Here is a 22,298-nt window from a genome sequence, read left to right on the forward strand (position 1 = left end):
TTCTACCTGTTCAGACGGTGGCAGTAATGGGGTCATGCTTGAATCGCCCCCACAAGAGCGGCAAGTCTTCCGGGACGGGGCGATACTCGCCAATCTCGGACCAGCCGCCTGGGCCATGAAAGTCACTGCCGGCACTGACCAGCAGACCAAATTCGCGGGCAAGAATCGCCAGGCTGCCAACCTGTTCGGCGGGTTGATGCCCGTTGACCACTTCAATCGCGTGGCCGCCCGCACCAATATAGTCGCCAATCAGCTTGCGGCGCTTGCTGCGGGTGAAATCGTAATGCCAGGGATGTGCCAGGCTGACCCAGGCCCCGGAGGCCCGCAGGGTCTCGACGGTGTCTTCCAGGGTTGGCCAGTGTTGCTTGACGTCGCCCAACTTGCCGGCGCCCAGCCATTTGCGAAAAGCTTCGGCGCGATCCCTGACAAACCCTTCACGCACCATCCAGTCGGCAAAATGCGGACGGGCCGGCGCGTTGCCGCTGTCACCCAGTTCCTGCTGGATGGCCCGGGCGCCGTCGAGGGCGTTGGCCATGCCTTTAAGGCCGAGCTTGCGACTTATTTCTTCGGACCGCAGCCAACGGCCATCGTGCAATTGGGCGATGGCCTCGACCAGCGCAGGGGCTTTTTGATCGAAGCCATAGCCCAGCACATGAATGGTGGCGCCCCCCCAGGTGCAGGACAATTCCACGCCGTTGACCAGTTGCATGCCCAGGGCATGCGCCGCCTCGCGGGCTTCATCGAGGCCTTCGAGGGTGTCGTGGTCGGTCAACGATAGGACTCGCACGCCTTTTTCAAACGCACGCGCAACCAGTACCGCGGGCGCCAGGGCGCCGTCGGAGGCCGTGCTGTGGCAGTGCAAATCAACATTCACGGGGGAGTGTAACCTCAAGTCAGCTGGCGCTTTCGCTACCAAGGATGTTTGTTATTATGCCGCCACATCCAGCTTCTGGCTCTTACTGTGAAACAATTCATCGACTTCATCCCGCTGTTGCTGTTTTTCATCGTTTACAAACTCGACCCCAGGGTCATCGATCTCGCCGGCCATGAGCTGACCGTCGGAGGCATCTACAGCGCCACCGCGGTGCTGATCATCAGCTCCATCGTGGTCTACGGCGCCATCTTCATCTCCCAGCGCAAGCTGGAAAAAAGCCAATGGCTGACCCTGGTGGCGTGCCTGGTCTTCGGTAGCCTGACCCTGGCCTTCCACAGCGAAACCTTCCTTAAATGGAAAGCCCCGGTGGTGAACTGGCTGTTTGCCCTCGCATTCATCGGCAGCCACTTCATCGGGGATCGCCTGCTGATCAAGCGGATCATGGGCCATGCATTGACCCTGCCGGAGCCGGTCTGGACCCGCTTGAACGTGGCCTGGATCGTTTTTTTCCTGTTCTGCGGCGCCGCCAACCTGTTCGTGGCCTTTACCTTCCAGGACTACTGGGTCGACTTCAAAGTGTTCGGCAGCCTGGGCATGACCGTGCTGTTCCTGGTCGGTCAGGGCATCTACCTGTCGCGTCACCTGCATGACACCGAGCCCACCACGCCGAAAACCGAGGATTGACATGCTCTACGCCATCATTGCTACCGATGTTGCCAACTCGCTGGAAAAACGCCTGTCCGTGCGCCCGGCCCATGTCGAGCGCCTGAAAGTGCTGCAAGCCGAAGGCCGCATCGTGCTGGCCGGCCCGCACCCGGCCGTTGACAGCAACGACCCGGGCGACGCCGGTTTCACCGGCAGCCTGATCGTCGCCGAGTTCGCTTCCCTGGCCGACGCCCAGGCCTGGGCCAAGGCCGACCCCTATGTCGCAGCCGGCGTCTACGCCGACGTCGTGGTCAAACCGTTCAAGCAAGTCCTGCCTTGATTCGGGTCGCGCCGAACCTAATCGGTTCGGCGCACTCCTATTTGCTCATTATTCTCGGTAACCTGCCGACAACGTTCTGAATATTCGTGTGGAATCAGGAGTTCCGATGCGCTTACGTCAGTTGTGTCTGTTGGCAGTGTTAATGATCGGGGCTACGGCCCACGCTGAAGAAACCTCGAACACCGGCAGTTCTACGCCCCTGTCCTTGAGTGCCGGCAGCCAGATCACCGAATTGCAGCAACGTTTGAAAGAAAGCGAACGACTGCGCGAAGAACTGAGCAAGCAACTGCAAACGGCCGATGCGGCCCGCGAAAGCGCTCAACTGAGTCGCTTGCGCCAAGAGAACCAACGCCTGGTCCAGCAACTCAAAGAAACAGAGGGTGGCGGCTTGACCCGATGGCTGACCGAGCAACAGCAATGGTTCGTCACCGGTGGGGCCGTCGCGCTGATCGCCTTGCTGTGCGGGATCTTCGCCAGCGGTGGACACCGTCGTCGTCGACAATGGCTAAATTGAGTGAGTCATGAGCGAGCTGCTACTGATAGATGATGACCAGGAGCTCTGTGAGCTGCTGACCAGTTGGTTGGGCCAGGAAGGCTTCCAGGTACGCGCCTGCCACGACGGCTTGAGCGCCCGTAAAGCATTGGCCGACAGCGCCCCAGCGGCGGTGGTGCTCGATGTGATGCTGCCCGACGGCAGCGGCCTGGAGCTGCTCAAGCAATTGCGCAACGACCACCCGGAGCTGCCGGTGTTGATGCTCTCGGCCCGGGGCGAACCGCTGGACCGTATCCTCGGCCTGGAACTGGGTGCCGACGATTACCTGGCCAAGCCCTGTGACCCCCGCGAATTGACTGCCCGCCTGCGCGCGGTATTGCGCCGCAGCCACCCGGCGGCCGTGTCGACCCAGCTTGAACTGGGCGACCTGTGCTTCAGCCCGGTGCGCGGCGTGGTCAGCATTGATGAACAGGAATTCACCCTCACCGTCTCCGAAAGCCGCCTGCTGGAAGCCTTGCTGCGCCAGCCCGGCGAACCGCTGGATAAGCAGGAACTGGCGCAGATCGCCCTCGGCCGCAAGCTGACCCTTTACGATCGCAGCCTGGACATGCACGTAAGCAACCTGCGCAAAAAGATCGGCCCGCACCCGGACGGACGGCCACGGATCGTGGCGCTGCGCAGTCGCGGTTACTACTACAGCCTCTAACCCCCCCCGCCCCTGTAGGAGCGAGCTTGCTCGCGAAAAACGTCAACGATAATACGGGCGGCCTGAATGCCCGCGCTTATCTTGCGTTTTTCGCGAGCAGGCTCGCTCCTACAGGGTTTTGTCAGTTCGCGACAAAACCCTCTTTACCCAAGCTTTACCCACACCTGACCGCCGCTGACCTTGATCTCCGTAATCTACTCACATCCGGACTCACCGGAATAGAGACAGGAGAATCACCATGCGCAAGACCCTAATCGCTCTGATGTTCGCCGCCGCCCTGCCGACCGTTGCCATGGCCGCGATGCCCGAAGGTCCAGGCCCGATGGGCGGCCCTGAAGGCCACATGATGGGTGGCCCGGGCCACGGCGGTGAACACGGCCCGCGTGGCAAGGGTGGCCCATTCAGCCAGCTGGATTTGAGCAAGGAACAGCGGGAGCAGATCGGCAGGCTGATGGGTGACCAATGGCACGCTCGCAAAGACCTGGTCAAGAAGTACCTGGACAAACTCCCGGCCGCTGACCAGAAAGCCATGCAGGATGAAATCGCAGCCGGCAGACAGAAAACCCAGGCCGACATCCGTGCCGTGCTCAAGCCCGACCAGCAGAAAAAATTCGACGAAATCGTCAAGAAGCAAGAACAGCGCCGTGCCGAGTGGAAGGAATTCCAGGCCTGGAAGGCGCAACAGCCGCAAAAAGCGCAATAATGCGTTAGCGTCACTCCCCCAGCCCAGTGGCTCACGCCACTGGGCTTTTCCTGTTTGAGGGTTTCCTGTGCGTTCATTGTTCTGGCGCATCCTGGCCAGTTTCTGGCTGGCCATCGCCTTGGTTGCCGGGCTGTCGATCCTGCTTGGGCATATGCTCAACCAGGACGCCTGGATTCTCAGCCGCCATCCCGGCCTCAATAACCTGGCCGAAGAGTGGACCCAACTCTACGAAACCCAGGGTGAGGACGCCGCCCAAGACCTGCTGCAACAGCGCAAGCGCCAGTACCACATCGACGTGCAAGTGCTCAACGAAAGCGGCGAGCCCGTGGTGCGCGGCACCTTCCCGCGACGCGCCGCCGCCTTCGAGGCCCGGCAGAACGACAGCAAGGACGGCCACCTGCCCTGGCGGCGCCTGACCGCCGAGTACACCAGCGAAAAAACCGGTGACACCTACCTGCTGATCTACCGCATCCCCCACCCGGAGTTGGATGCCTGGCACCGTAACAGCCTGTTGTGGCCGTTGAGCGCACTGGCGATCGCGCTGGTGGTGCTCACGCTCTTCAGCCTGTTGGTGACACTGTCCATTACCCGCCCCTTAAGCCGCCTGCGCGGTGCGGTGCATGACCTCGGCCAGGCCACCTACCAGCAAAACAGCCTGGCGCAACTGGCCAACCGCCGCGATGAATTCGGCGTGCTCGCCACCGACTTCAACCGCATGGGCGCACGCCTGCAAAGCTTGATCGGCAGCCAGCGCCAATTGCTGCGCGACGTGTCTCACGAACTGCGCTCGCCCCTGGCCCGCTTGCGGATCGCCCTCGCGCTGGCTGAACGTGCCAGCCCTGAGGAACGGGAAAAGCTCTGGCCGCGCCTGACGCGTGAATGCGACCGCCTGGAAGCGCTGATCAGTGAGATTCTGGTGCTGGCCCGGGTCGATGCCGACAACGCCAGCGCCGAGGAGGTCGACCTTATCCCGCTGCTCAAGACCCTGCAAAAAGACGCCCAGCTCAGCGCACCGGACCAGGTGGTGCAACTGACGGCCGACGCCGACCTGCATCTCAAAGGCTGGCCGACCATGATCGAACGCGCGGTGGATAACCTGCTGCGTAATGCCCAGCGCTTCAACCCACAGGGACTGCCCATCGAGTTGCAGGCCCAACACCAGGGCGAACGCATTCTGATCAGCGTGCGTGACCATGGCCCTGGCGTCGACGCCGAGCACCTGAGCCAGTTGGGCGAACCGTTCTACCGAGCGCCCGGCCAGACTGCGCAGGGCCATGGCCTGGGCCTGGCCATTGCCCGTCGCGCCGCTGAACGCCACGGCGGCAGCCTGATCCTGGCCAATCACCCCGACGGTGGTTTTATCGCCAGCATTGACCTGCCGCTGGAGCCGGGAGTTGTCACACCGATGTGAGGATCTTCTATAGTGGCCCTTCTCTTACGGAGGGCCTTTGATGACTGACCTGCTGACTCCCATCCAAGCCGCACTCGATCTGCCGCAAACCCCGCTGCCCCTGACCGAGGCCGGCGCCCTGCCCTCGACCTTCGCCGTGACCGACCTGGCCAGCGCCAGCATCGGTGCCGCCGGCCAGGCCGTCGCCCAACTGATCCAGCAACAGACCGGGCGCCTGCCCAGTGTGAGCGTGGACCGACGCCTGGCCTCCTTCTGGTTCTCTTCCTCGATTCGCCCGGTGGGCTGGCAAGTACCGCCATTGTGGGACCCGGTGGCCGGCGACTATGCCAGCGCCGATGGCTGGATTCGCTTGCACACCAACGCGCCCCATCACCGTGCAGCGGCCGAGCGGGTGCTGGGGCGGGCTGCCGACCGCGCCGAAATGGCAGCCAAAGTCACGGCTTGGAACGCCGCCGAACTGGAACAGTCGATTGTCGAGGCCGGCGGTTGTGCGGCGCAGATGCGTGGCTGGCAAGCCTGGCAGCAACATCCGCAGGGCCTGGCGGTGAATGCCGAAGAACTGATACAGCGTCAGGTCTTCGAAAATGGCACCGACAAACCCTGGCTCGGTTCGGCTGCCCGCCCGTTGACCGGCATCAAGGTGCTGGACTTGACCCGCGTATTGGCCGGCCCCGTGGCCAGTCGTTTCCTCGCCGGCCTGGGCGCGGATGTATTGCGCATCGACTCGCCCACCTGGAACGAACCCGGCGTGGTACCGGAAATGACCCTGGGCAAGCGCTGCGCTCGCCTCGACCTGAAAGGCGCTGAAGGCCGACAGGTATTCGAAGCCTTACTCAAGGACGCTGACGTACTGTTCCACGGTTACCGCGCCGATGCACTGGAACAACTGGGTTACACCGCGGGCGAACTGCAACACCTCGCTCCCGGGCTGATTGACGTCAGCCTCAACGCCTACGGCTGGAGCGGCCCGTGGCGCAATCGTCGCGGCTTTGACAGCCTGGTGCAGATGAGCAGCGGCATCGCTGAGGCGGGCATGGCCTGGAAGCGGGCGGATAAACCAGTGCCGCTGCCGTTGCAGGCGCTGGATCATGCCACCGGCTACCTGATGGCGGCCAGTGCAATCCGGGCCTTGGGTGAGCGCTTGGCATCAGGCCGGGGTGGGGCGGCGCGCTTGTCATTGGCGCGCACGGCGAAATTGCTGGTGGATGCGGGGCAAGTACCGGAGCAGGCCGGGTTGCGTGCCGAAGAGCCAAGCGATCAGGGGTTGGTGGTGGAACAAACAGCCTGGGGTCAGGCCCACCGTTTGCTGGCGCCACTGAGCATTAGCGGCACGCCGGTGCAGTGGGATTTGCCGGCTGGGGAACTGGGCTCACACCGGCCTCAGTGGTGACTTGAAGATCGCCATCGGGGGCAAGCCCCCTCCCACGCTCGAACGCATTTCGAAGGAAATACTCAGTCATCCTGTGGGAGGGGGCTTGCCCCCGATGAGGCCAGCACAGCCACTATCAATCCCCCGACCCAGCGATGTCCGCAAATACCACGCCGATAGAAAACCCACCATAGCCGCCTTGTCATCGGGCGGCTGATACGCCAGCCTCACAACGACAACACCCCGCTATACAGCCCATACGCCGCCAACCCCGCACCGGCGATCACGCAGCCGAAAATGCCTTTTTCCACATGGCTGAACAAGGGCTGGCCCTGCTCGCGCTTGGCCAGCGCGAACAGAATCACCCCAGGGGCATACAGCAACGCCGAGAGCAGCAGGTATTTCAAGCCTCCGGCGTAGAGCAGCCACACGGCATAGCCCAAAGCGATCAAGCCAATCAGCAGGTCCTTGATGCGATGGTGCGGGGCACCTTCATAGGTTTCGCCGCGCCCGCTCAGTAGCACCGCGTAGGCCGCCGACCACAGGTACGGCACCAGGATCATCGACGAGGCCAGGTAAATCAGGGTGGTGTAGGTGCTGTGGGAAAACAGCGTAATCACCAAGAACAGCTGGATCATCACATTGGTCAGCCACAGCGCATTGACCGGCACCTGGTTGGCGTTTTCCTTTTTCAGGAAGGCCGGCATGGTCTTGTCATGGGCAGTGGCGTAGAGGATTTCCGCACAGAGCAACGCCCACGACAGCAACGCGCCCACCAGCGATACCGCCAGGCCGATGCTGATCAGCAATGCGCCCCAGGGGCCGACAATATGCTCCAGCACGCCGGCCAGGGATGGGTTCTGCAATTGCGCCAGTTCCGGCTGGCTCATGATGCCCAGGGACAGCAGGTTCACCAGCACCAGCAGCGCCAGCACGCCAAGAAACCCGATCACGGTCGCGCGGCCCACGTCCGAGCGTTTCTCCGCCCGCGCCGAATACACGCTGGCGCCTTCGATGCCGATAAACACGAACACCGTCACCAGCATCATGTTGCGCACCTGGTCCACCACGCTGCCGAATTGCGGATTGCCCAGGCCCCAGATATCACGGGTGAAAATATCCGCCTTGAATGCCACGGCAGCGATCACGATAAACAGCAGCAGCGGCACGATCTTCGCCACGGTGGTGATCTGGTTGATGAACGCTGCCTCCTTGATCCCACGCAGTACCAGGAAATGCACAGCCCATAGCAGCACCGACGCGCAACCGATGGCCACCGGCGTGTTGCCCTCTCCGAACACCGGAAAAAAGTAACCGAGGGTGCTGAACAGCAACACGAAGTAGCCGACGTTGCCCATCCACGCACTGATCCAGTACCCCCAGGCGGACGAGAACCCCATGTAGTCGCCGAAACCGGCCTTGGCATAGGCATACACCCCGGAATCCAATCCCGGTTTGCGATTGGCCAGGGTCTGGAACACGAACGCCAGGGTCAACATGCCCACGGCGGTGATGCCCCAGCCGATCAATATCGCGCCCACTTCGGCGCGGGCGGCCATGTTCTGTGGCAGGGAGAAGATCCCGCCCCCCACCATCGACCCCACCACCAGGGCAATCAGGGCACCCAGCCGAAGTTTTTGGACCGGTTGAGACATGCAGACTCCTGAATCAATAACGTTTGAGCTGACAACCGTGCACTCAACTAATTAACTCAGCGAGTGTAGCGTTTATTAAAGACCGCGATAAAACTGCCACGCTCATAACTCAAGGGCATGACAGTTTTCATAGTTTAGGCTTATTTAGAATTTAAATACGACGAATACTTTGTCGCCTCCAAGCTACTTATCGTCGCCTTTTGGAAAAGTTTGCACATTCAGAAAAAATGACTAGCTTCAAACGTCCACGCATTGCACTAAAAGATTGACCATACCGCACAGATCGCTCTGGAAAGCGCCTTTGCGAAGAAAAGTGCTGCCCGCGGCTTTTCAGCCTAAGTCATTAATTCACAATGGAATGTGCCAATGATGTGATCTGAGTCAGCTGTTTGAATAGCGCACGGAATTATTCTGTGGTCTCTCTTCTCCTGCATTGGAGTTATGCAATGTCTGAATCTGCCGGAAAACTTCGACTCGGTGCACTGGTTGCACTTGTCGTGGGTTCAATGATTGGCGGCGGGATCTTCTCCCTGCCGCAAAACATGGCGGCCAGTGCCGATGTTGGCGCTGTCCTGATTGGTTGGGTCATCACGGCCGTGGGTATGTTGACCCTCGCCTTCGTGTTTCAGACGTTGGCCAACCGCAAACCCGACCTCGACGGCGGCGTATATGCCTACGCCAAGGCCGGGTTTGGCGACTACATGGGGTTCTCGTCCGCCTGGGGGTACTGGATCAGCGCCTGGCTGGGTAACGTCGGCTATTTCGTGCTGCTGTTCAGCACCCTCGGTTACTTCTTCCCGATCTTTGGCGAGGGCAACACCCCGGCCGCGGTGATCGGCGCCTCGGTCCTGCTCTGGGCCGTGCATTTCCTGGTACTGCGCGGGATCAAGGAGGCGGCGTTCGTCAACCTGGTGACCACCGTCGCCAAGATCGTGCCGCTGGTGCTGTTCGTGTTGATCGCCGTGTTCGCGTTCAAGCTGGACATCTTCACCGCTGACATCTGGGGCCTGAAAAACCCGGACCTGGGCAGCGTGATGAACCAGGTGCGCAACATGATGCTGGTCACCGTGTGGGTGTTCATCGGCATCGAAGGCGCGAGCATCTTCTCGGCGCGTGCCGAAAAACGTTCGGATGTGGGCAAGGCCACCGTGATCGGCTTTATCACCGTGCTGCTGTTCCTGATGCTGGTGAACGTGCTGTCCCTCGGGATCATGACCCAACCGGAACTGGCCAAGTTGCAGAACCCATCGATGGCTGCCGTGCTGGAGCATGTCGTGGGCCACTGGGGCGCCGTGTTGATCAGTGTCGGCCTGGTTATCTCGCTGCTCGGTGCGTTGCTGTCGTGGGTGCTGCTGTGTGCGGAGATCATGTTCGCCGCCGCCAAGGACCACACCATGCCGGAGTTTTTGCGCCGCGAAAACGCCAACCATGTGCCGGCCAACGCCCTGTGGCTGACCAACGCGCTGGTCCAGTTATTCCTGGTGATCACGCTGTTTTCCGCCAGCACCTACCTGTCGCTGATCTACCTCGCCACCTCGATGATCCTGGTGCCTTACCTGTGGTCCGCTGCCTATGCGCTGCTGCTGGCGGTACGTGGCGAGACTTACGAAAACGCCGCGGGCGAACGCAGGAAAGACCTGGTCATCGGCGCGATCGCGCTGATCTATGCGGTCTGGCTGCTGTATGCCGGCGGCACCAAATACCTGCTGCTCTCCGCCCTGCTCTATGCCCCTGGCGCGATCCTGTTCGCCAAGGCCAAGCATGAACTGGGCAAACCGATTTTCACCAACGTCGAGAAGCTGATTTTCGTCGCAGTGGTCATTGGCGCCCTGGTGGCCGCCTATGGGCTCTACGCCGGCTTCCTGACTATGTAATTGTTGCTCACTGGAGGATCTGTAATGACCACGGAAAAAGTGAAGTACGGCGTACATTCCGAAGCCGGCAAACTGCGTAAAGTCATGGTGTGCTCCCCAGGTTTGGCCCACCAGCGGCTGACCCCCAACAACTGTGATGAATTGCTGTTCGATGACGTGTTGTGGGTGGCCCAGGCCAAGCGCGACCATTTCGATTTCGTCACCAAGATGCGCGAGCGGGACATTGATGTGCTGGAAATGCACAACCTGCTGACCGACATCGTTGCCAACCCCGAAGCCCTGGACTGGATCCTGGAGCGCAAGATCACCTCCAACACCGTCGGTCTGGGCCTGGTCGATGAAGTCGGTTCCTGGCTGCGTAGCCTGGAGCCACGCAAGATCGCCGAGTTCCTGATTGGTGGCGTGTCGGCCGATGACCTGCCGAGCAGCTTCGGTGGCAAAACCATCGAGATGTTCCGCGACTTCCTCGGCCACGCCAGCTTCATTCTGCCGCCGCTGCCCAACACCCAGTTCACCCGCGACACCACTTGCTGGATCTACGGCGGCGTGACGCTCAACCCGATGTACTGGCCGGCGCGACGTCAGGAAACCCTGCTGGCCAGCGCCATCTACAAATTCCACCCCGAGTTCACCAACGCCGACTTCCAAATCTGGTATGGCGACCCCGACCAGGAACACGGTGCCGCCACGCTGGAAGGTGGCGACGTCATGCCGATTGGCAATGGCGTGGTGTTGATCGGCATGGGCGAGCGCTCGTCCCACCAGGCCATCGGCCAGTTGGCGCGCAACCTGTTCAAGAACAAAGCCGTGGAACGGGTGATCGTTGCCGGCCTGCCAAAATCCCGCGCGGCAATGCACTTGGACACCGTGTTCAGTTTCTGCGACCGCGACCTGGTCACCATCTTCCCCGAAGTGGTCAGCCAGATCGTGCCCTTCACCCTGCGCCCTGACGAGAGCAAGCCACACGGCATCGATATTCAACGGGAGAAAACCAACTTCCTCGAAACCGTGGCCGCAGCACTCAACCTCAAGGCCCTGCGGGTCGTCGAAACCGGTGGCAACAGCTTCGCTGCCGAGCGCGAGCAGTGGGACGACGGCAACAACGTGGTCGCCGTGGAACCGGGCGTGGTCATCGGCTACGACCGCAATACCTACACCAACACCCTGCTGCGCAAGGCCGGCGTGGAAGTCATCACCATCAGCGCCGGTGAACTCGGCCGGGGCCGTGGCGGCGGCCACTGCATGACCTGCCCGATCATCCGCGACCCTATCGACTACTAACTTTCAAACCTTGGCCGCCGCTCATAAGGCGTCGGCCCAGGGGATAACCTGAACAGAAGGAGATCCACCATGGCTTTCAATATGCGCAACCGCAGCCTGCTGTCGCTGATGCACCACACCACCCGCGAACTGCATTACCTGCTGGACCTGTCCCGCGACCTCAAGCGCGCCAAATACACCGGCACCGAGCGTCCACACCTGCAAGGCAAGAACATCGCGCTGATTTTTGAAAAAACCTCGACCCGCACCCGCTGCGCGTTCGAAGTGGCAGCCCACGACCAGGGCGCTCACGTCACCTATATCGACCCGGTGTCGTCGCAGATCGGCCACAAAGAAAGCATGAAAGACACCGCCCGCGTGCTCGGCCGCATGTTCGATGCCATTGAATACCGTGGCTTCGAGCAGGAAATCGTCGAAGAGCTGGCCAAGTTTGCCGGCGTGCCGGTGTTCAACGGCCTGACCGCTGAATTCCACCCGACCCAGATGATCGCCGACACCCTGACCATGCGCGAACACAGCGACAAGCCGCTGCATGACATCAGCTACGCCTACCTGGGTGACGCACGCTACAACATGGGCAATTCACTGCTGATGATCGGCGCCAAGCTGGGCATGGACGTGCGCATCGGCGCGCCAAAAGCCCTGTGGCCCCATGAAGATTTCATCAAGCAATGCCAGGCCTTTGCCGAAGAAAGCGGCGCGCGTATCACCATCACCGAAGACCCAAAAGAAGCGGTCAAAGGCGTGGACTTTATCCACACCGATATCTGGGTCTCCATGGGTGAGCCGGTGGAAGCGTGGGACGAACGTATCGAGCAACTGCTGCCGTACCAGGTCAACACCAAGATGATGAAAGCCTCGGGCAACCCGCGCGTGAAGTTCATGCACTGCCTGCCGGCGTTCCATAACAGCGAGACCAAGGTCGGCAAGGACATCGCCGCGCGTTATCCGAACCTGGCCAATGGTGTGGAAGTGACTGAAGAAGTGTTCGAGTCGCCGGCCAACATTGCCTTTGAGCAGGCGGAAAACCGCATGCACACCATCAAGGCGATCCTGGTGTCGGCACTCGCGGATATCTAAACCCTGCTGCGATCCCACTGTAGGAGCGAGCTTGCTCGCGAAAAATTCAAGGGCACCGCGTTCATTCAGGATGGGCGCGTTATCGTTGACCTCCTTCGCGAGCAAGCTCGCTCCTACAAAGGATTACGAGCTCTAGAAGGATTGCATTATGCGCATCGTCGTAGCCCTGGGCGGCAACGCCCTCCTGCGCCGTGGTGAACCCATGACCGCAGACAACCAACGCGCCAATATCCGCATTGCCACCGAACAGATCGCCAAGATCCACCCCGGCAACGAGCTGGTCATCGCCCACGGCAATGGCCCGCAGGTCGGCCTGCTGTCGTTGCAGGCTGCGGCCTACACCAGCGTATCGCCCTACCCGCTGGACGTGCTCGGTGCGGAAACCGAAGGCATGATCGGCTACATCATCGAACAGGAACTGGGCAACCTGCTGGACTTCGAAGTGCCCTTCGCCACCCTGCTCACCCAGGTCGAAGTGGACGCCAACGACCCGGCCTTCCAGCGCCCCAGCAAGCCCATAGGCCCGGTGTACTCCAAGGCCGAAGCCGAGCAACTGGCCGCTGAAAAAGGCTGGGCGATCGCCCCGGATGGCGATAAATACCGCCGCGTCGTGGCCAGCCCGCGGCCGAAACGCATCTTTGAAATTCGTCCGATCCAATGGCTGCTGGAAAAGGGCAGCATCGTGATCTGCGCCGGCGGCGGCGGTATTCCAACGATGTATGGCGAAGACGGCAAGCTCAAGGGTATTGAAGCGGTCATCGACAAAGACCTGTGCTCATCGCTGCTGGCATCGCAACTGGAAGCCGATTTGCTGGTGATCGCCACCGACGTCAACGCGGCGTATATCGACTTTGGCAAACCGACCCAGAAGGCTATCGGCCAGGCCCACCCGGATGAAATGGAAAGACTCGGTTTCGCCGCCGGCTCCATGGGGCCCAAGGTGCAAGCAGCCTGCGAGTTCGCCCGCCAGACTGGCAAAACCGCAGTGATCGGTTCACTCTCCGACATCGAAGCCATCGTCCAGGGCAGTGCCGGCACACGCATCAGCACGGCAACACCTGGCATCACCTATCTGTGAAGTAGAGGAGATACGCCTATGGCCACCTTTGAACCCGGTCACTTGCACGTTGAACGTCACGCGCTGAATACCCAGGACTACAGCTACAACCTGTGTATTGACTACGAAATCAGCCAGGACCCAAAGGAAGGCAAGGGCATGCTGTTCAAGCTGCACGGCTCGGTGCAGGGCAAGGACCTCAAGGAAGAGTTCTTCCTGCCCAAGGACCAGGCCTTCGACTTTGCGCGGCATGCGATGAACATCGCGCAGAAATACGGCATGCCGAAGATCGCCGTGTTGAATGGATCGATGCACAAACAGTACGACCAGATGTTCGAGGATGTACGGCATCAACTGGATGTGAAATCCGGCGACCCGATCAAACCTGAACACCTGGCATAACCCGGTTGCACTGACACAACACTGCTCAAAATGTGGGAGGGGGCTTGCTCCCGATGGCGGTGGATCAGCTGACTGACACACCGCCATCGGGAGCATGTTGAATCGTCGCACCGCCCCTCCCATATTTTGATCTCCATCCGCGCCAAGGCATACTTGCCGCCTCTCGCTCCCCAGAATTGTTAGCGCCCCATGCGTATCCACGTCAGCTTCATCGACCGCGTCGGCATCACCCAGGAAGTCCTGGCCTTGCTCGGTGGGCGCAATCTCAACCTGGATGCCGTGGAAATGGTGCCGCCCAACGTCTACATCGACGCGCCGACCCTGAGTGCCGAAGTCCTCGAAGAGTTGCGCGATGCACTGTTCAGCGTGCACGGCGTCCAGTCGGTCACCGTGGTCGACATCCTCCCCGGCCAACGTCGCCACCTGCAACTCGACGCCCTGCTGGCGGCCATGACCGACCCGGTACTGGCCCTGGACAGCGCCGGCACGATCCTGCTGGCCAACCCGGCGTTGATCGCCCTGTACGGCCGCGAGCCGGCCGGGGAAAGCATTGCCGAGCTGTTCAATGACCCCGCGTTGCTGGACACCTTGCTGGAACAGGGCTTTCGTTTGCCGTTGCGCGAAATCAACGTCAACGGCCAGACCTTGTTGCTGGATGCCACCCCGATCACCGATGCCGGCGCCCTGCTCACGCTCTATCAGCCCAACCGCATCGGCGAGCAATTGTCTGCGCTGCACCACGACCATGCCGAAGGCTTCGATGCACTGTTGGGCGAGTCCCCGGTGATCCGCACCCTCAAGGCGCGCGCGCAGCGGGTGGCCGCACTGGATGCACCGCTGTTGATCCAGGGCGAGACCGGTACCGGCAAGGAACTGGTGGCACGCGCCTGCCATGCCATCAGTGCGCGGTACAGCTCACCGTTCCTGGCGCTGAACTGCGCGGCGCTGCCGGAGAACCTCGCCGAAAGCGAACTGTTCGGCTATGCCCCCGGTGCGTTTACCGGCGCCCAGCGCGGTGGCAAGCCGGGGCTGATGGAGCTGGCCAACCAGGGCACGGTGTTCCTGGATGAGATCGGTGAGATGTCGCCGTACCTGCAGGCCAAGTTGCTGCGCTTTCTCAACGACGGCAGCTTTCGCCGGGTCGGCGGTGATCGCGAAGTGAAGGTCAATGTGCGCATCCTCAGCGCGACCCACCGCGACCTGGAAAAGATGGTCAGCGAGGGGACTTTTCGCGAAGACCTGTTCTATCGGCTCAACGTGCTCAACGTCGAAGTGCCGCCCCTGCGCGAGCGCGGCCAGGACATCCTGCTGCTGGCGCGCTACTTCATGCAGCAGGCCTGTGCCCAGATCCAGCGACCGGTGTGCCGCCTGGCGCCCGGCACGTATCCGGCGCTGCTCGGCAACCGCTGGCCGGGCAATGTGCGGCAGTTGCAGAACGTGATCTTCCGCGCAGCTGCCATCTGCGAAAGCAGCCTGGTGGACATTGGTGACCTGGATATCGCCGGCACCTCGGTCGCCCGCCAAAGCGATGGCGAGATCGACAGCCTGGAACAGGCTATGGACGATTTCGAGCGCAACCTGCTGGAGAAGCTCTACACCAGCTACCCCTCGACCCGTCAACTGGCGAGCCGCCTGCAAACCTCCCACACCGCTATCGCCCATCGCCTGCGCAAGTACGGCATCCCGAACAAGCCCTGAGCCGGGCTCTGCCCACTGCAGGCGCAAGCTTGCTGGCGAAAACCCCAAGGGTGCGGCGTTCATCCAGGCTGCTTGCGTCATCGTTGACGATCTTCGCGAGCACGCTCGCGCCTACAGGGCCACGTTTCAAAAAAGGGTCTGAGAACGACATCCACTGTACTGAAAGCGCTACAGTGGAACGATATCGCTACAACCCTGTTTTTTACGCGCCATGCAAGGCTTTGATCCACATAGGCTTTTTTTAGACGGCCGGACTGTAGCGAAATCGCTACAGGCAAAACGCATAACGTCATAACCCATTTTATTAACTTGTTGATTTTTAACGAATTAATAACGTTGGCCGCAATATTGCTAAGCAACTCCCCATTATTCCAATCCCGTCCACCAGACGAATCTGGCCCCGAGGAGTTTCCATGAGCGAGTTGCGTTTCACTGAAGATCACGAATGGCTGCGCGCCGAAGCTGACGGCAGCGTCACCGTGGGTATCACCGCTTTCGCGCAGGACGCGCTGGGTGATGTGGTTTTCGTGCAACTGCCAGAGTTGCAGGCCTACGCCAAGGGCGCCGAAGCGTCCACCGTTGAGTCGGTCAAGGCCGCCAGCGGCGTGTACATGCCATTGGACGGTGAAGTGCTGGAAGTGAACGACAAGCTCGACGGCAGCCCGGAACTGGTCAACGAAGACCCGATGGGCGAAGGCTGGTTCTTCCGCTTTAAACCGGCCGATGCCGAGGCTATCGCTAAACTGTTGGATCAGGACGCGTACGACCGTCTGATCAAAGCCAACGCCGAAGCCTGAGGAGCGCGCCATGAGTATCAACCTGAGCACCGCCAACGAATTCATCGCCCGCCATATCGGCCCGCGCCAGGACGATGAGCAGCAGATGCTCGCCAGCCTGGGTTTTGACTCCCTGGAAGCCTTGAGCGCCAGCGTGATCCCTGAAAGCATCAAGGGCACCAGCGTGCTTGGCTTGGAAGACGGCCTGAGCGAAGCCGAGGCACTGGCCAGGATCAAGGCGATCGCAGGCAAGAACCAACTGTTCAAGACCTATATCGGCCAGGGCTACTACAACTGCCATACGCCGTCGCCGATCCTGCGCAACCTCCTGGAAAACCCGGCCTGGTACACCGCCTACACCCCGTACCAGCCAGAAATCTCCCAAGGCCGCCTGGAAGCGCTGCTGAACTTCCAGACCCTGATCAGCGACCTCACCGGCCTGCCGATCGCCAACGCCTCCTTGCTCGACGAAGCCACCGCGGCCGCCGAAGCCATGACCTTCTGCAAGCGCCTGAGCAAGAACAAAGGCAGCAATGCCTTCTTTGCCTCGATCCACAGCCACCCGCAAACCCTCGATGTGCTGCGCACCCGTGCCGAGCCATTGGGCATCGATGTGGTGGTGGGCGATGAGCGCGAACTGACCGACGTCAGCCCGTTCTTCGGGGCACTGCTGCAATACCCGGCCAGCAACGGTGACGTGTTCGACTACCGTGAACTGGCTGAACGCTTCCATGCCGCCCATGCGCTGGTGGCGGTAGCCGCCGACCTGCTGGCCCTGACCCTGCTGACCCCACCGGGTGAGTTCGGCGCCGACGTGGCCATTGGCAGCGCGCAACGCTTCGGCGTGCCGCTGGGCTTCGGTGGCCCGCACGCGGCGTACTTCTCCACCAGGGATGCGTTCAAGCGCGATATGCCGGGGCGTCTGGTCGGTGTATCGGTCGACCGCTTCGGCAAGCCGGCCCTGCGCCTGGCCATGCAGACCCGCGAGCAACATATCCGCCGCGAGAAAGCCACCAGCAACATCTGCACTGCCCAAGTGCTGCTGGCCAACATCGCCAGCATGTACGCCGTGTACCACGGCCCTAAAGGCCTGACCCAGATCGCCCAGCGCATTCACCACCTGACCGCGATCCTGGCCAAGGGCTTGACCACCTTGGGCCTTCAGGTTGAACAAGCCACCTTCTTCGACACGCTGACACTGGCCACCGGCACTCACACCGCCGCGCTGCACGACAAAGCCCGCGCCCAACGCATCAACCTGCGGGTCGTGGACGCTGCGCGACTGGGCCTGTCGCTGGATGAAACCACCACCCAGGCCGATATCGAGACCCTGTGGAGCGTATTGGCCGACGGTAAAGCCCTGCCGGACTTCGCCGCCCTGGCGGCCAGCGTCGACAGCACCCTGCCCGCCGCGCTGCTGCGCCAGTCGCCGATCCTCAGCCACTCGGTATTCAACCGTTATCACTCGGAAACCGAGCTGATGCGCTACCTGCGCAAGCTGGCCGACAAGGACCTGGCACTGGACCGCACCATGATCCCGCTGGGTTCATGCACCATGAAGCTCAACGCCGCCAGCGAAATGATCCCGGTGACCTGGGCTGAATTCGGTGCCCTGCACCCCTTCGCCCCAGCCGAGCAAAGCGCCGGCTACCTGCAATTGACCTCTGACCTGGAAGCCATGCTCTGCGCGGCCACCGGGTACGACGCGATCTCCCTGCAACCGAACGCCGGTTCCCAGGGTGAGTACGCCGGTCTGTTGGCCATTCGCGCCTATCACCAGAGCCGTGGCGAAGCCCGTCGCGACATCTGCCTGATCCCATCGTCGGCACACGGCACCAACCCGGCCACCGCCAACATGGCCGGTATGCGCGTGGTCGTCACCGCCTGCGATGCCCGGGGCAACGTGGATATCGAAGACCTGCGTGCCAAGGCCATCGAGCACCGCGAACACCTCGCCGCGCTGATGATCACCTACCCGTCCACCCACGGTGTGTTCGAGGAAGGCATCCGCGAAATCTGCGGGATCATCCACGACAACGGCGGCCAGGTGTACATCGACGGCGCGAACATGAACGCCATGGTCGGCCTGTGCGCACCGGGCAAGTTTGGTGGCGACGTGTCCCACCTGAACCTGCACAAGACCTTCTGCATCCCCCACGGCGGTGGCGGCCCGGGCGTCGGCCCGATTGGCGTCAAATCGCACCTCACGCCATTCCTGCCGGGCCACGCGGCCATGGCGCGCAAGGAAGGCGCGGTGTGCGCAGCGCCTTTTGGCAGCGCAAGCATCCTGCCGATTACCTGGATGTACATCAGCATGATGGGCGGTGCGGGCCTCAAGCGTGCGTCGCAACTGGCGATCCTGAATGCCAACTACATCTCCCGTCGCCTGGAAGAGCACTACCCCGTGCTGTACACCGGCAGCAACGGCCTGGTAGCGCATGAATGCATCCTGGACTTGCGCCCGCTGAAAGACAGCAGCGGCATCAGCGTGGATGACGTGGCCAAGCGCCTGATCGACTTCGGTTTCCATGCACCGACCATGTCGTTCCCGGTCGCCGGCACCTTGATGATCGAGCCCACCGAAAGTGAATCCAAGGAAGAACTGGACCGCTTCTGCGACGCGATGATCGCCATCCGCGAAGAAATCCGAGCGGTGGAAAACGGCACCCTGGACAAGGACGACAACCCACTGAAAAACGCCCCGCACACCGCGGCGGAACTGGTGGGCGAATGGAGCCACCCATACAGCCGTGAACAGGCGGTGTACCCGGTGGCTTCGTTGATCGAAGGCAAATACTGGCCACCGGTTGGCCGGGTCGACAACGTGTTTGGCGATCGCAACCTCGTATGCGCGTGCCCTTCGATCGAGAGCTACGCGTAATCAAATGTGGGAGGGGGCTTGCCCCCGATGGCAGAGTGTCAGTCACCAGAACTTTCTACTGACCCACCGCTATCGGGGGCAAGCCCCCTCCCACACTTGACCGCGTATGACCTCAAGAACAATAAGAAACCGGAGAACAACTCATGTCGTTAAGCGTGTTCGACCTGTTCAAGATTGGCATCGGACCCTCCAGCTCCCACACCGTCGGCCCTATGCGCGCGGCCGCTCGATTCGTCGAGGGCCTCAAGCGGGACAACCTGCTGAGCGCCACCGCCGGCATCAAGGTGGAACTCTATGGCTCCCTCGGCGCCACCGGTAAAGGCCACGGCAGCGACAAGGCCGTGCTGCTGGGCCTGGAAGGCGAACACCCGGACACCGTGAACACCGAAACCGTGGCCGCACGCCTGGCGCAGATGCGCAGCGACGGTCGCTTGAACCTGCTCGGCGAACACAGCATTGCGTTCAACGAGAAAGAACACCTGGCAATGATTCGCAAACCCCTGGCCTACCACCCCAACGGCATGATCTTTCGGGCCTTTGACGCCGCGGGTATCCAGATTCGCAGCCGCGAGTACTACTCGGTCGGCGGCGGGTTCGTGGTGGATGAAGACGCCGCCGGCGCCGACCGGATCGTCGAAGACACCACCCCCCTGACCTTCCCCTTCAAGCACGCCAAGGACTTGCTTGGCCATTGCGCCACCTACGGGCTGTCCATCAGCCAGGTGATGCTGACCAACGAAAGTGCCTGGCGCCCTGAGGCAGAAACCCGCGCCGGCTTGCTGAAGATCTGGCAAGTGATGCAGGACTGTGTGAGCGCCGGTTGTCGCAACGAAGGCATCTTGCCGGGCGGCTTGAAGGTCAAGCGCCGCGCCGCCGCCCTGCATCGCCAACTGTGCAAGAACCCCGAATCGGCCCTGCGCGACCCGCTGTCGGTACTCGACTGGGTCAACCTGTACGCCCTGGCGGTCAACGAAGAAAACGCCAACGGCGGCCGCGTGGTCACAGCGCCCACCAATGGTGCCGCCGGGATCGTGCCGGCAGTGCTGCATTACTACATGCGCTTTATCCCGGGCGCGAATGAAGACGGCGTGGTGCGCTTCCTGCTCACCGCCGCCGCCATCGGCATTTTGTACAAGGAAAACGCGTCGATCTCCGGGGCCGAAGTTGGCTGCCAGGGCGAAGTCGGCGTGGCGTGCTCCATGGCGGCCGGCGCACTGTGCGAAGTGTTGGGCGGCAGCGTTTCCCAAGTGGAAAACGCCGCCGAGATCGGCATGGAACACAACCTCGGCCTGACCTGCGACCCGATTGGCGGCTTGGTACAGGTACCGTGTATCGAGCGCAATGCCATGGGTTCGGTCAAGGCGATCAATGCCGTGCGCATGGCCCTGCGCGGCGATGGGCAGCACTTTGTATCCCTCGACAAGGTCATCCGCACCATGCGCCAGACCGGCGCCGACATGAAAAGCAAATACAAGGAAACCGCCCGTGGCGGTTTGGCGGTCAACATTATCGAGTGCTGACGCCCAACTGCGCGCCAGTACGTTTTTCAGGAGCTGAATATGTCCACCGAAACCCTGTTGAAAACCCCATTGCACGCCCTGCATATCGAGCTGGGCGCGCGCATGGTGCCTTTCGCCGGCTATGACATGCCGGTGCAATACCCACTGGGCGTGATGAAGGAACACCTGCACACCCGTGAACAGGCCGGGTTGTTCGACGTGTCCCACATGGGCCAGATCCGCCTCACCGGCGCCAATGCCGCCAAGGCCCTGGAAACCCTGGTACCGGTCGACATCATTGACCTGCCAGTGGGCATGCAGCGCTATGCCATGTTCACCAATGACCAGGGCGGCATCCTCGATGACCTGATGGTCGCCAACCTGGGTAACGACGAGCTGTTCCTGGTGGTCAACGCCGCCTGCAAGGACCAGGACCTGGCGCACCTGCGTGCGCGGATCGGCGACCAATGCAGCATTGAGCCGCTGTTCGAAGAACGCGCCCTGCTGGCCCTGCAAGGCCCGGCTGCGGTGAAGGTACTGGCTCGCCTGGCACCTGAAGTCACGCAGATGACCTTCATGCAGTTCGCCTCCCTGCGCCTGCTGGGCGTGGACTGCTACGTGAGCCGCTCGGGCTACACCGGCGAAGACGGCTTTGAAATCTCGGTGCCGGCCGCCAACGCCGAAAGCCTCGCACGCAGCCTGCTCGCCGAAACCGAAGTACAGGCGATCGGCCTGGGTGCGCGTGACTCGCTGCGCCTGGAAGCCGGCCTGTGCCTGTACGGTCATGACATGAACACCGACACCACGCCGATCGAGGCCAGCCTGCTGTGGGCGATCTCCAAGGCCCGTCGGGCTGACGGTGCACGTGCCGGCGGCTTCCCGGGCGCCGATCGCATCTTCACCCAGCAGCAGGCCGGCGTCAGCCGCAAGCGCGTAGGTCTGCTGCCCCAGGAGCGCACCCCCGTACGTGAAGGCGCAGAGATCGTCGATGAACACGGCACCGTGATCGGCAGCGTATGCAGCGGTGGCTTTGGCCCGAGCCTGGGCGGCCCACTGGCCATGGGTTACCTGGACAGTGCATTCATCGCGCTGGATACCCAAGTCTCTGCGCTGGTGCGTGGGAAAAAGGTACCTCTTCGTGTAAGTAAAATGCCATTTGTGCCGCAGCGTTACTATCGTGGCTGATTGACTGTTCCTATAAGTAACGCGGTTGCGTTAATGTGCACTAATCTGTAACGCAACCGCCATAAAACAGTGCAGCAACGATAGTCTTTGTTAAAGGAATTAACCTATAACAAGTGACCCATTCTATCGAATAAGTCGCTTCCACATTATTCAACGAAGTGTCATGAGGCCAAGCAAAACCTGGGCTTTTGGCAGGGCTTGTTTTTTCTGCATTAGTTGTCGTAGAGTTTGTCCACTGTGTTTGCATGGGTCGCTTGGAACCTGACCTGGGCAGTAGCCAAAGCTTGCTACAACCCGTTCGACGTCTCTTACTTTCCTGCAACCCAGCCCAGTACTCTTTCATGCGAAGGGGCTGTCATCAATTTTTAG

19 protein-coding genes are annotated in these 22,298 nt (G+C 61.4%); 17 read left to right on the forward strand and 2 right to left on the reverse strand.

What is annotated here, in order from left to right:
* Window positions 1-10: 10 nt before the first annotated feature.
* The gene (locus tag AC1Q6I_RS15120; RefSeq protein ID WP_024077116.1) at window positions 11-874 is read right to left on the reverse strand and encodes a PHP domain-containing protein; all 864 of its coding nucleotides are present in this window, start codon (window positions 872-874) and stop codon (window positions 11-13) included.
* 87 nt (window positions 875-961) lie between these two features.
* Between AC1Q6I_RS15120 and AC1Q6I_RS15125 the strand changes: the two genes are divergently transcribed.
* The 7 genes from AC1Q6I_RS15125 (at window position 962) to AC1Q6I_RS15155 (ending at window position 6,562) form a co-directional block, all read left to right on the forward strand.
* Window positions 962-1,558, forward strand: coding sequence for a septation protein A (locus AC1Q6I_RS15125; protein WP_024077117.1), 597 nt, complete (start codon window positions 962-964; stop codon window positions 1,556-1,558).
* Between the two features lies 1 nt (window position 1,559).
* Window positions 1,560-1,859: a YciI family protein gene (locus AC1Q6I_RS15130; RefSeq protein ID WP_024077118.1), complete on the forward strand. Its 300-nt coding sequence runs from the start codon at window positions 1,560-1,562 to the stop codon at window positions 1,857-1,859.
* A 106-nt stretch (window positions 1,860-1,965) separates the two neighbouring features.
* Window positions 1,966-2,373 carry an SH3 domain-containing protein gene (locus AC1Q6I_RS15135; RefSeq protein ID WP_024077119.1) on the forward strand — a complete coding sequence of 136 codons (408 nt, stop codon included), beginning with the start codon at window positions 1,966-1,968 and terminating at the stop codon, window positions 2,371-2,373.
* Window positions 2,374-2,380: 7 nt separating this feature from the next.
* A complete protein-coding gene (locus AC1Q6I_RS15140) occupies window positions 2,381-3,058 on the forward strand; it encodes a response regulator transcription factor (protein ID WP_024077120.1) in 678 nt (225 codons plus the stop codon).
* Between the two features lie 238 nt (window positions 3,059-3,296).
* Window positions 3,297-3,761 carry an LTXXQ domain-containing protein gene (locus AC1Q6I_RS15145; RefSeq protein ID WP_024077121.1) on the forward strand — a complete coding sequence of 155 codons (465 nt, stop codon included), beginning with the start codon at window positions 3,297-3,299 and terminating at the stop codon, window positions 3,759-3,761.
* A gap of 67 nt (window positions 3,762-3,828) precedes the next feature.
* Window positions 3,829-5,172, forward strand: coding sequence for a sensor histidine kinase (locus AC1Q6I_RS15150; protein ID WP_024077122.1), 1,344 nt, complete (start codon window positions 3,829-3,831; stop codon window positions 5,170-5,172).
* A gap of 40 nt (window positions 5,173-5,212) precedes the next feature.
* Window positions 5,213-6,562: a CoA transferase gene (locus tag AC1Q6I_RS15155; protein ID WP_102623787.1), complete on the forward strand. Its 1,350-nt coding sequence runs from the start codon at window positions 5,213-5,215 to the stop codon at window positions 6,560-6,562.
* A gap of 206 nt (window positions 6,563-6,768) precedes the next feature.
* Here the strand turns inward: AC1Q6I_RS15155 and arcD (AC1Q6I_RS15160) are convergent, their stop codons facing one another.
* A complete protein-coding gene (gene arcD / locus AC1Q6I_RS15160) occupies window positions 6,769-8,196 on the reverse strand; it encodes an arginine-ornithine antiporter (protein ID WP_024077124.1) in 1,428 nt (475 codons plus the stop codon).
* Between the two features lie 446 nt (window positions 8,197-8,642).
* Between arcD (AC1Q6I_RS15160) and arcD (AC1Q6I_RS15165) the strand changes: the two genes are divergently transcribed.
* From arcD (AC1Q6I_RS15165) to gcvT, 10 genes are all read left to right on the forward strand, one after another.
* The gene (gene arcD, locus AC1Q6I_RS15165) at window positions 8,643-10,070 is read left to right on the forward strand and encodes an arginine-ornithine antiporter (RefSeq protein ID WP_024077125.1); all 1,428 of its coding nucleotides are present in this window, start codon (window positions 8,643-8,645) and stop codon (window positions 10,068-10,070) included.
* 24 nt (window positions 10,071-10,094) lie between these two features.
* Entirely contained in the window at window positions 10,095-11,351 is a 1,257-nt protein-coding gene (arcA, locus tag AC1Q6I_RS15170) for an arginine deiminase (RefSeq protein ID WP_024077126.1), read from the forward strand.
* A 69-nt stretch (window positions 11,352-11,420) separates the two neighbouring features.
* Window positions 11,421-12,431 carry an ornithine carbamoyltransferase gene (locus AC1Q6I_RS15175; RefSeq protein ID WP_024077127.1) on the forward strand — a complete coding sequence of 337 codons (1,011 nt, stop codon included), beginning with the start codon at window positions 11,421-11,423 and terminating at the stop codon, window positions 12,429-12,431.
* 148 nt (window positions 12,432-12,579) lie between these two features.
* Window positions 12,580-13,509, forward strand: a complete 930-nt coding sequence (gene arcC / locus AC1Q6I_RS15180; protein ID WP_102623788.1) for a carbamate kinase — start codon at window positions 12,580-12,582, stop codon at window positions 13,507-13,509.
* A gap of 18 nt (window positions 13,510-13,527) precedes the next feature.
* Window positions 13,528-13,890, forward strand: coding sequence for a DUF5064 family protein (locus AC1Q6I_RS15185; protein WP_102623789.1), 363 nt, complete (start codon window positions 13,528-13,530; stop codon window positions 13,888-13,890).
* 189 nt (window positions 13,891-14,079) lie between these two features.
* The gene (gene gcsR, locus AC1Q6I_RS15190) at window positions 14,080-15,588 is read left to right on the forward strand and encodes a transcriptional regulator GcsR (protein WP_102623790.1); all 1,509 of its coding nucleotides are present in this window, start codon (window positions 14,080-14,082) and stop codon (window positions 15,586-15,588) included.
* 413 nt (window positions 15,589-16,001) lie between these two features.
* Window positions 16,002-16,385: a glycine cleavage system protein GcvH gene (gene gcvH, locus AC1Q6I_RS15195; protein ID WP_024077131.1), complete on the forward strand. Its 384-nt coding sequence runs from the start codon at window positions 16,002-16,004 to the stop codon at window positions 16,383-16,385.
* Between the two features lie 10 nt (window positions 16,386-16,395).
* Window positions 16,396-19,245, forward strand: a complete 2,850-nt coding sequence (gcvP, locus tag AC1Q6I_RS15200) for an aminomethyl-transferring glycine dehydrogenase (protein WP_102623792.1) — start codon at window positions 16,396-16,398, stop codon at window positions 19,243-19,245.
* A gap of 143 nt (window positions 19,246-19,388) precedes the next feature.
* Window positions 19,389-20,765, forward strand: coding sequence for an L-serine ammonia-lyase (locus AC1Q6I_RS15205; protein WP_024077133.1), 1,377 nt, complete (start codon window positions 19,389-19,391; stop codon window positions 20,763-20,765).
* Between the two features lie 39 nt (window positions 20,766-20,804).
* Window positions 20,805-21,929, forward strand: a complete 1,125-nt coding sequence (gene gcvT / locus AC1Q6I_RS15210) for a glycine cleavage system aminomethyltransferase GcvT (protein ID WP_069076931.1) — start codon at window positions 20,805-20,807, stop codon at window positions 21,927-21,929.
* Window positions 21,930-22,298 lie beyond the last annotated feature (369 nt).

The sequence above is a fragment of the Pseudomonas sp. MPR-R2A5 genome (genome assembly GCF_058793055.1).

Coding starts and splice junctions, on each gene's coding strand:
- AC1Q6I_RS15130 (WP_024077118.1), top strand. CDS start 1,560: ATGCTCTACGCCATCATTGCTACCGATGTTGCCAACTCGCTGGAAAAA.
- AC1Q6I_RS15135 (WP_024077119.1), top strand. CDS start 1,966: ATGCGCTTACGTCAGTTGTGTCTGTTGGCAGTGTTAATGATCGGGGCT.
- AC1Q6I_RS15140 (WP_024077120.1), top strand. CDS start 2,381: ATGAGCGAGCTGCTACTGATAGATGATGACCAGGAGCTCTGTGAGCTG.
- AC1Q6I_RS15145 (WP_024077121.1), top strand. CDS start 3,297: ATGCGCAAGACCCTAATCGCTCTGATGTTCGCCGCCGCCCTGCCGACC.
- AC1Q6I_RS15155 (WP_102623787.1), top strand. CDS start 5,213: ATGACTGACCTGCTGACTCCCATCCAAGCCGCACTCGATCTGCCGCAA.
- arcD (WP_024077124.1), bottom strand. CDS start 8,196: ATGTCTCAACCGGTCCAAAAACTTCGGCTGGGTGCCCTGATTGCCCTG.
- arcD (WP_024077125.1), top strand. CDS start 8,643: ATGTCTGAATCTGCCGGAAAACTTCGACTCGGTGCACTGGTTGCACTT.
- arcA (WP_024077126.1), top strand. CDS start 10,095: ATGACCACGGAAAAAGTGAAGTACGGCGTACATTCCGAAGCCGGCAAA.
- AC1Q6I_RS15175 (WP_024077127.1), top strand. CDS start 11,421: ATGGCTTTCAATATGCGCAACCGCAGCCTGCTGTCGCTGATGCACCAC.
- arcC (WP_102623788.1), top strand. CDS start 12,580: ATGCGCATCGTCGTAGCCCTGGGCGGCAACGCCCTCCTGCGCCGTGGT.
- AC1Q6I_RS15185 (WP_102623789.1), top strand. CDS start 13,528: ATGGCCACCTTTGAACCCGGTCACTTGCACGTTGAACGTCACGCGCTG.
- gcsR (WP_102623790.1), top strand. CDS start 14,080: ATGCGTATCCACGTCAGCTTCATCGACCGCGTCGGCATCACCCAGGAA.
- gcvH (WP_024077131.1), top strand. CDS start 16,002: ATGAGCGAGTTGCGTTTCACTGAAGATCACGAATGGCTGCGCGCCGAA.
- gcvP (WP_102623792.1), top strand. CDS start 16,396: ATGAGTATCAACCTGAGCACCGCCAACGAATTCATCGCCCGCCATATC.
- AC1Q6I_RS15205 (WP_024077133.1), top strand. CDS start 19,389: ATGTCGTTAAGCGTGTTCGACCTGTTCAAGATTGGCATCGGACCCTCC.
- gcvT (WP_069076931.1), top strand. CDS start 20,805: ATGTCCACCGAAACCCTGTTGAAAACCCCATTGCACGCCCTGCATATC.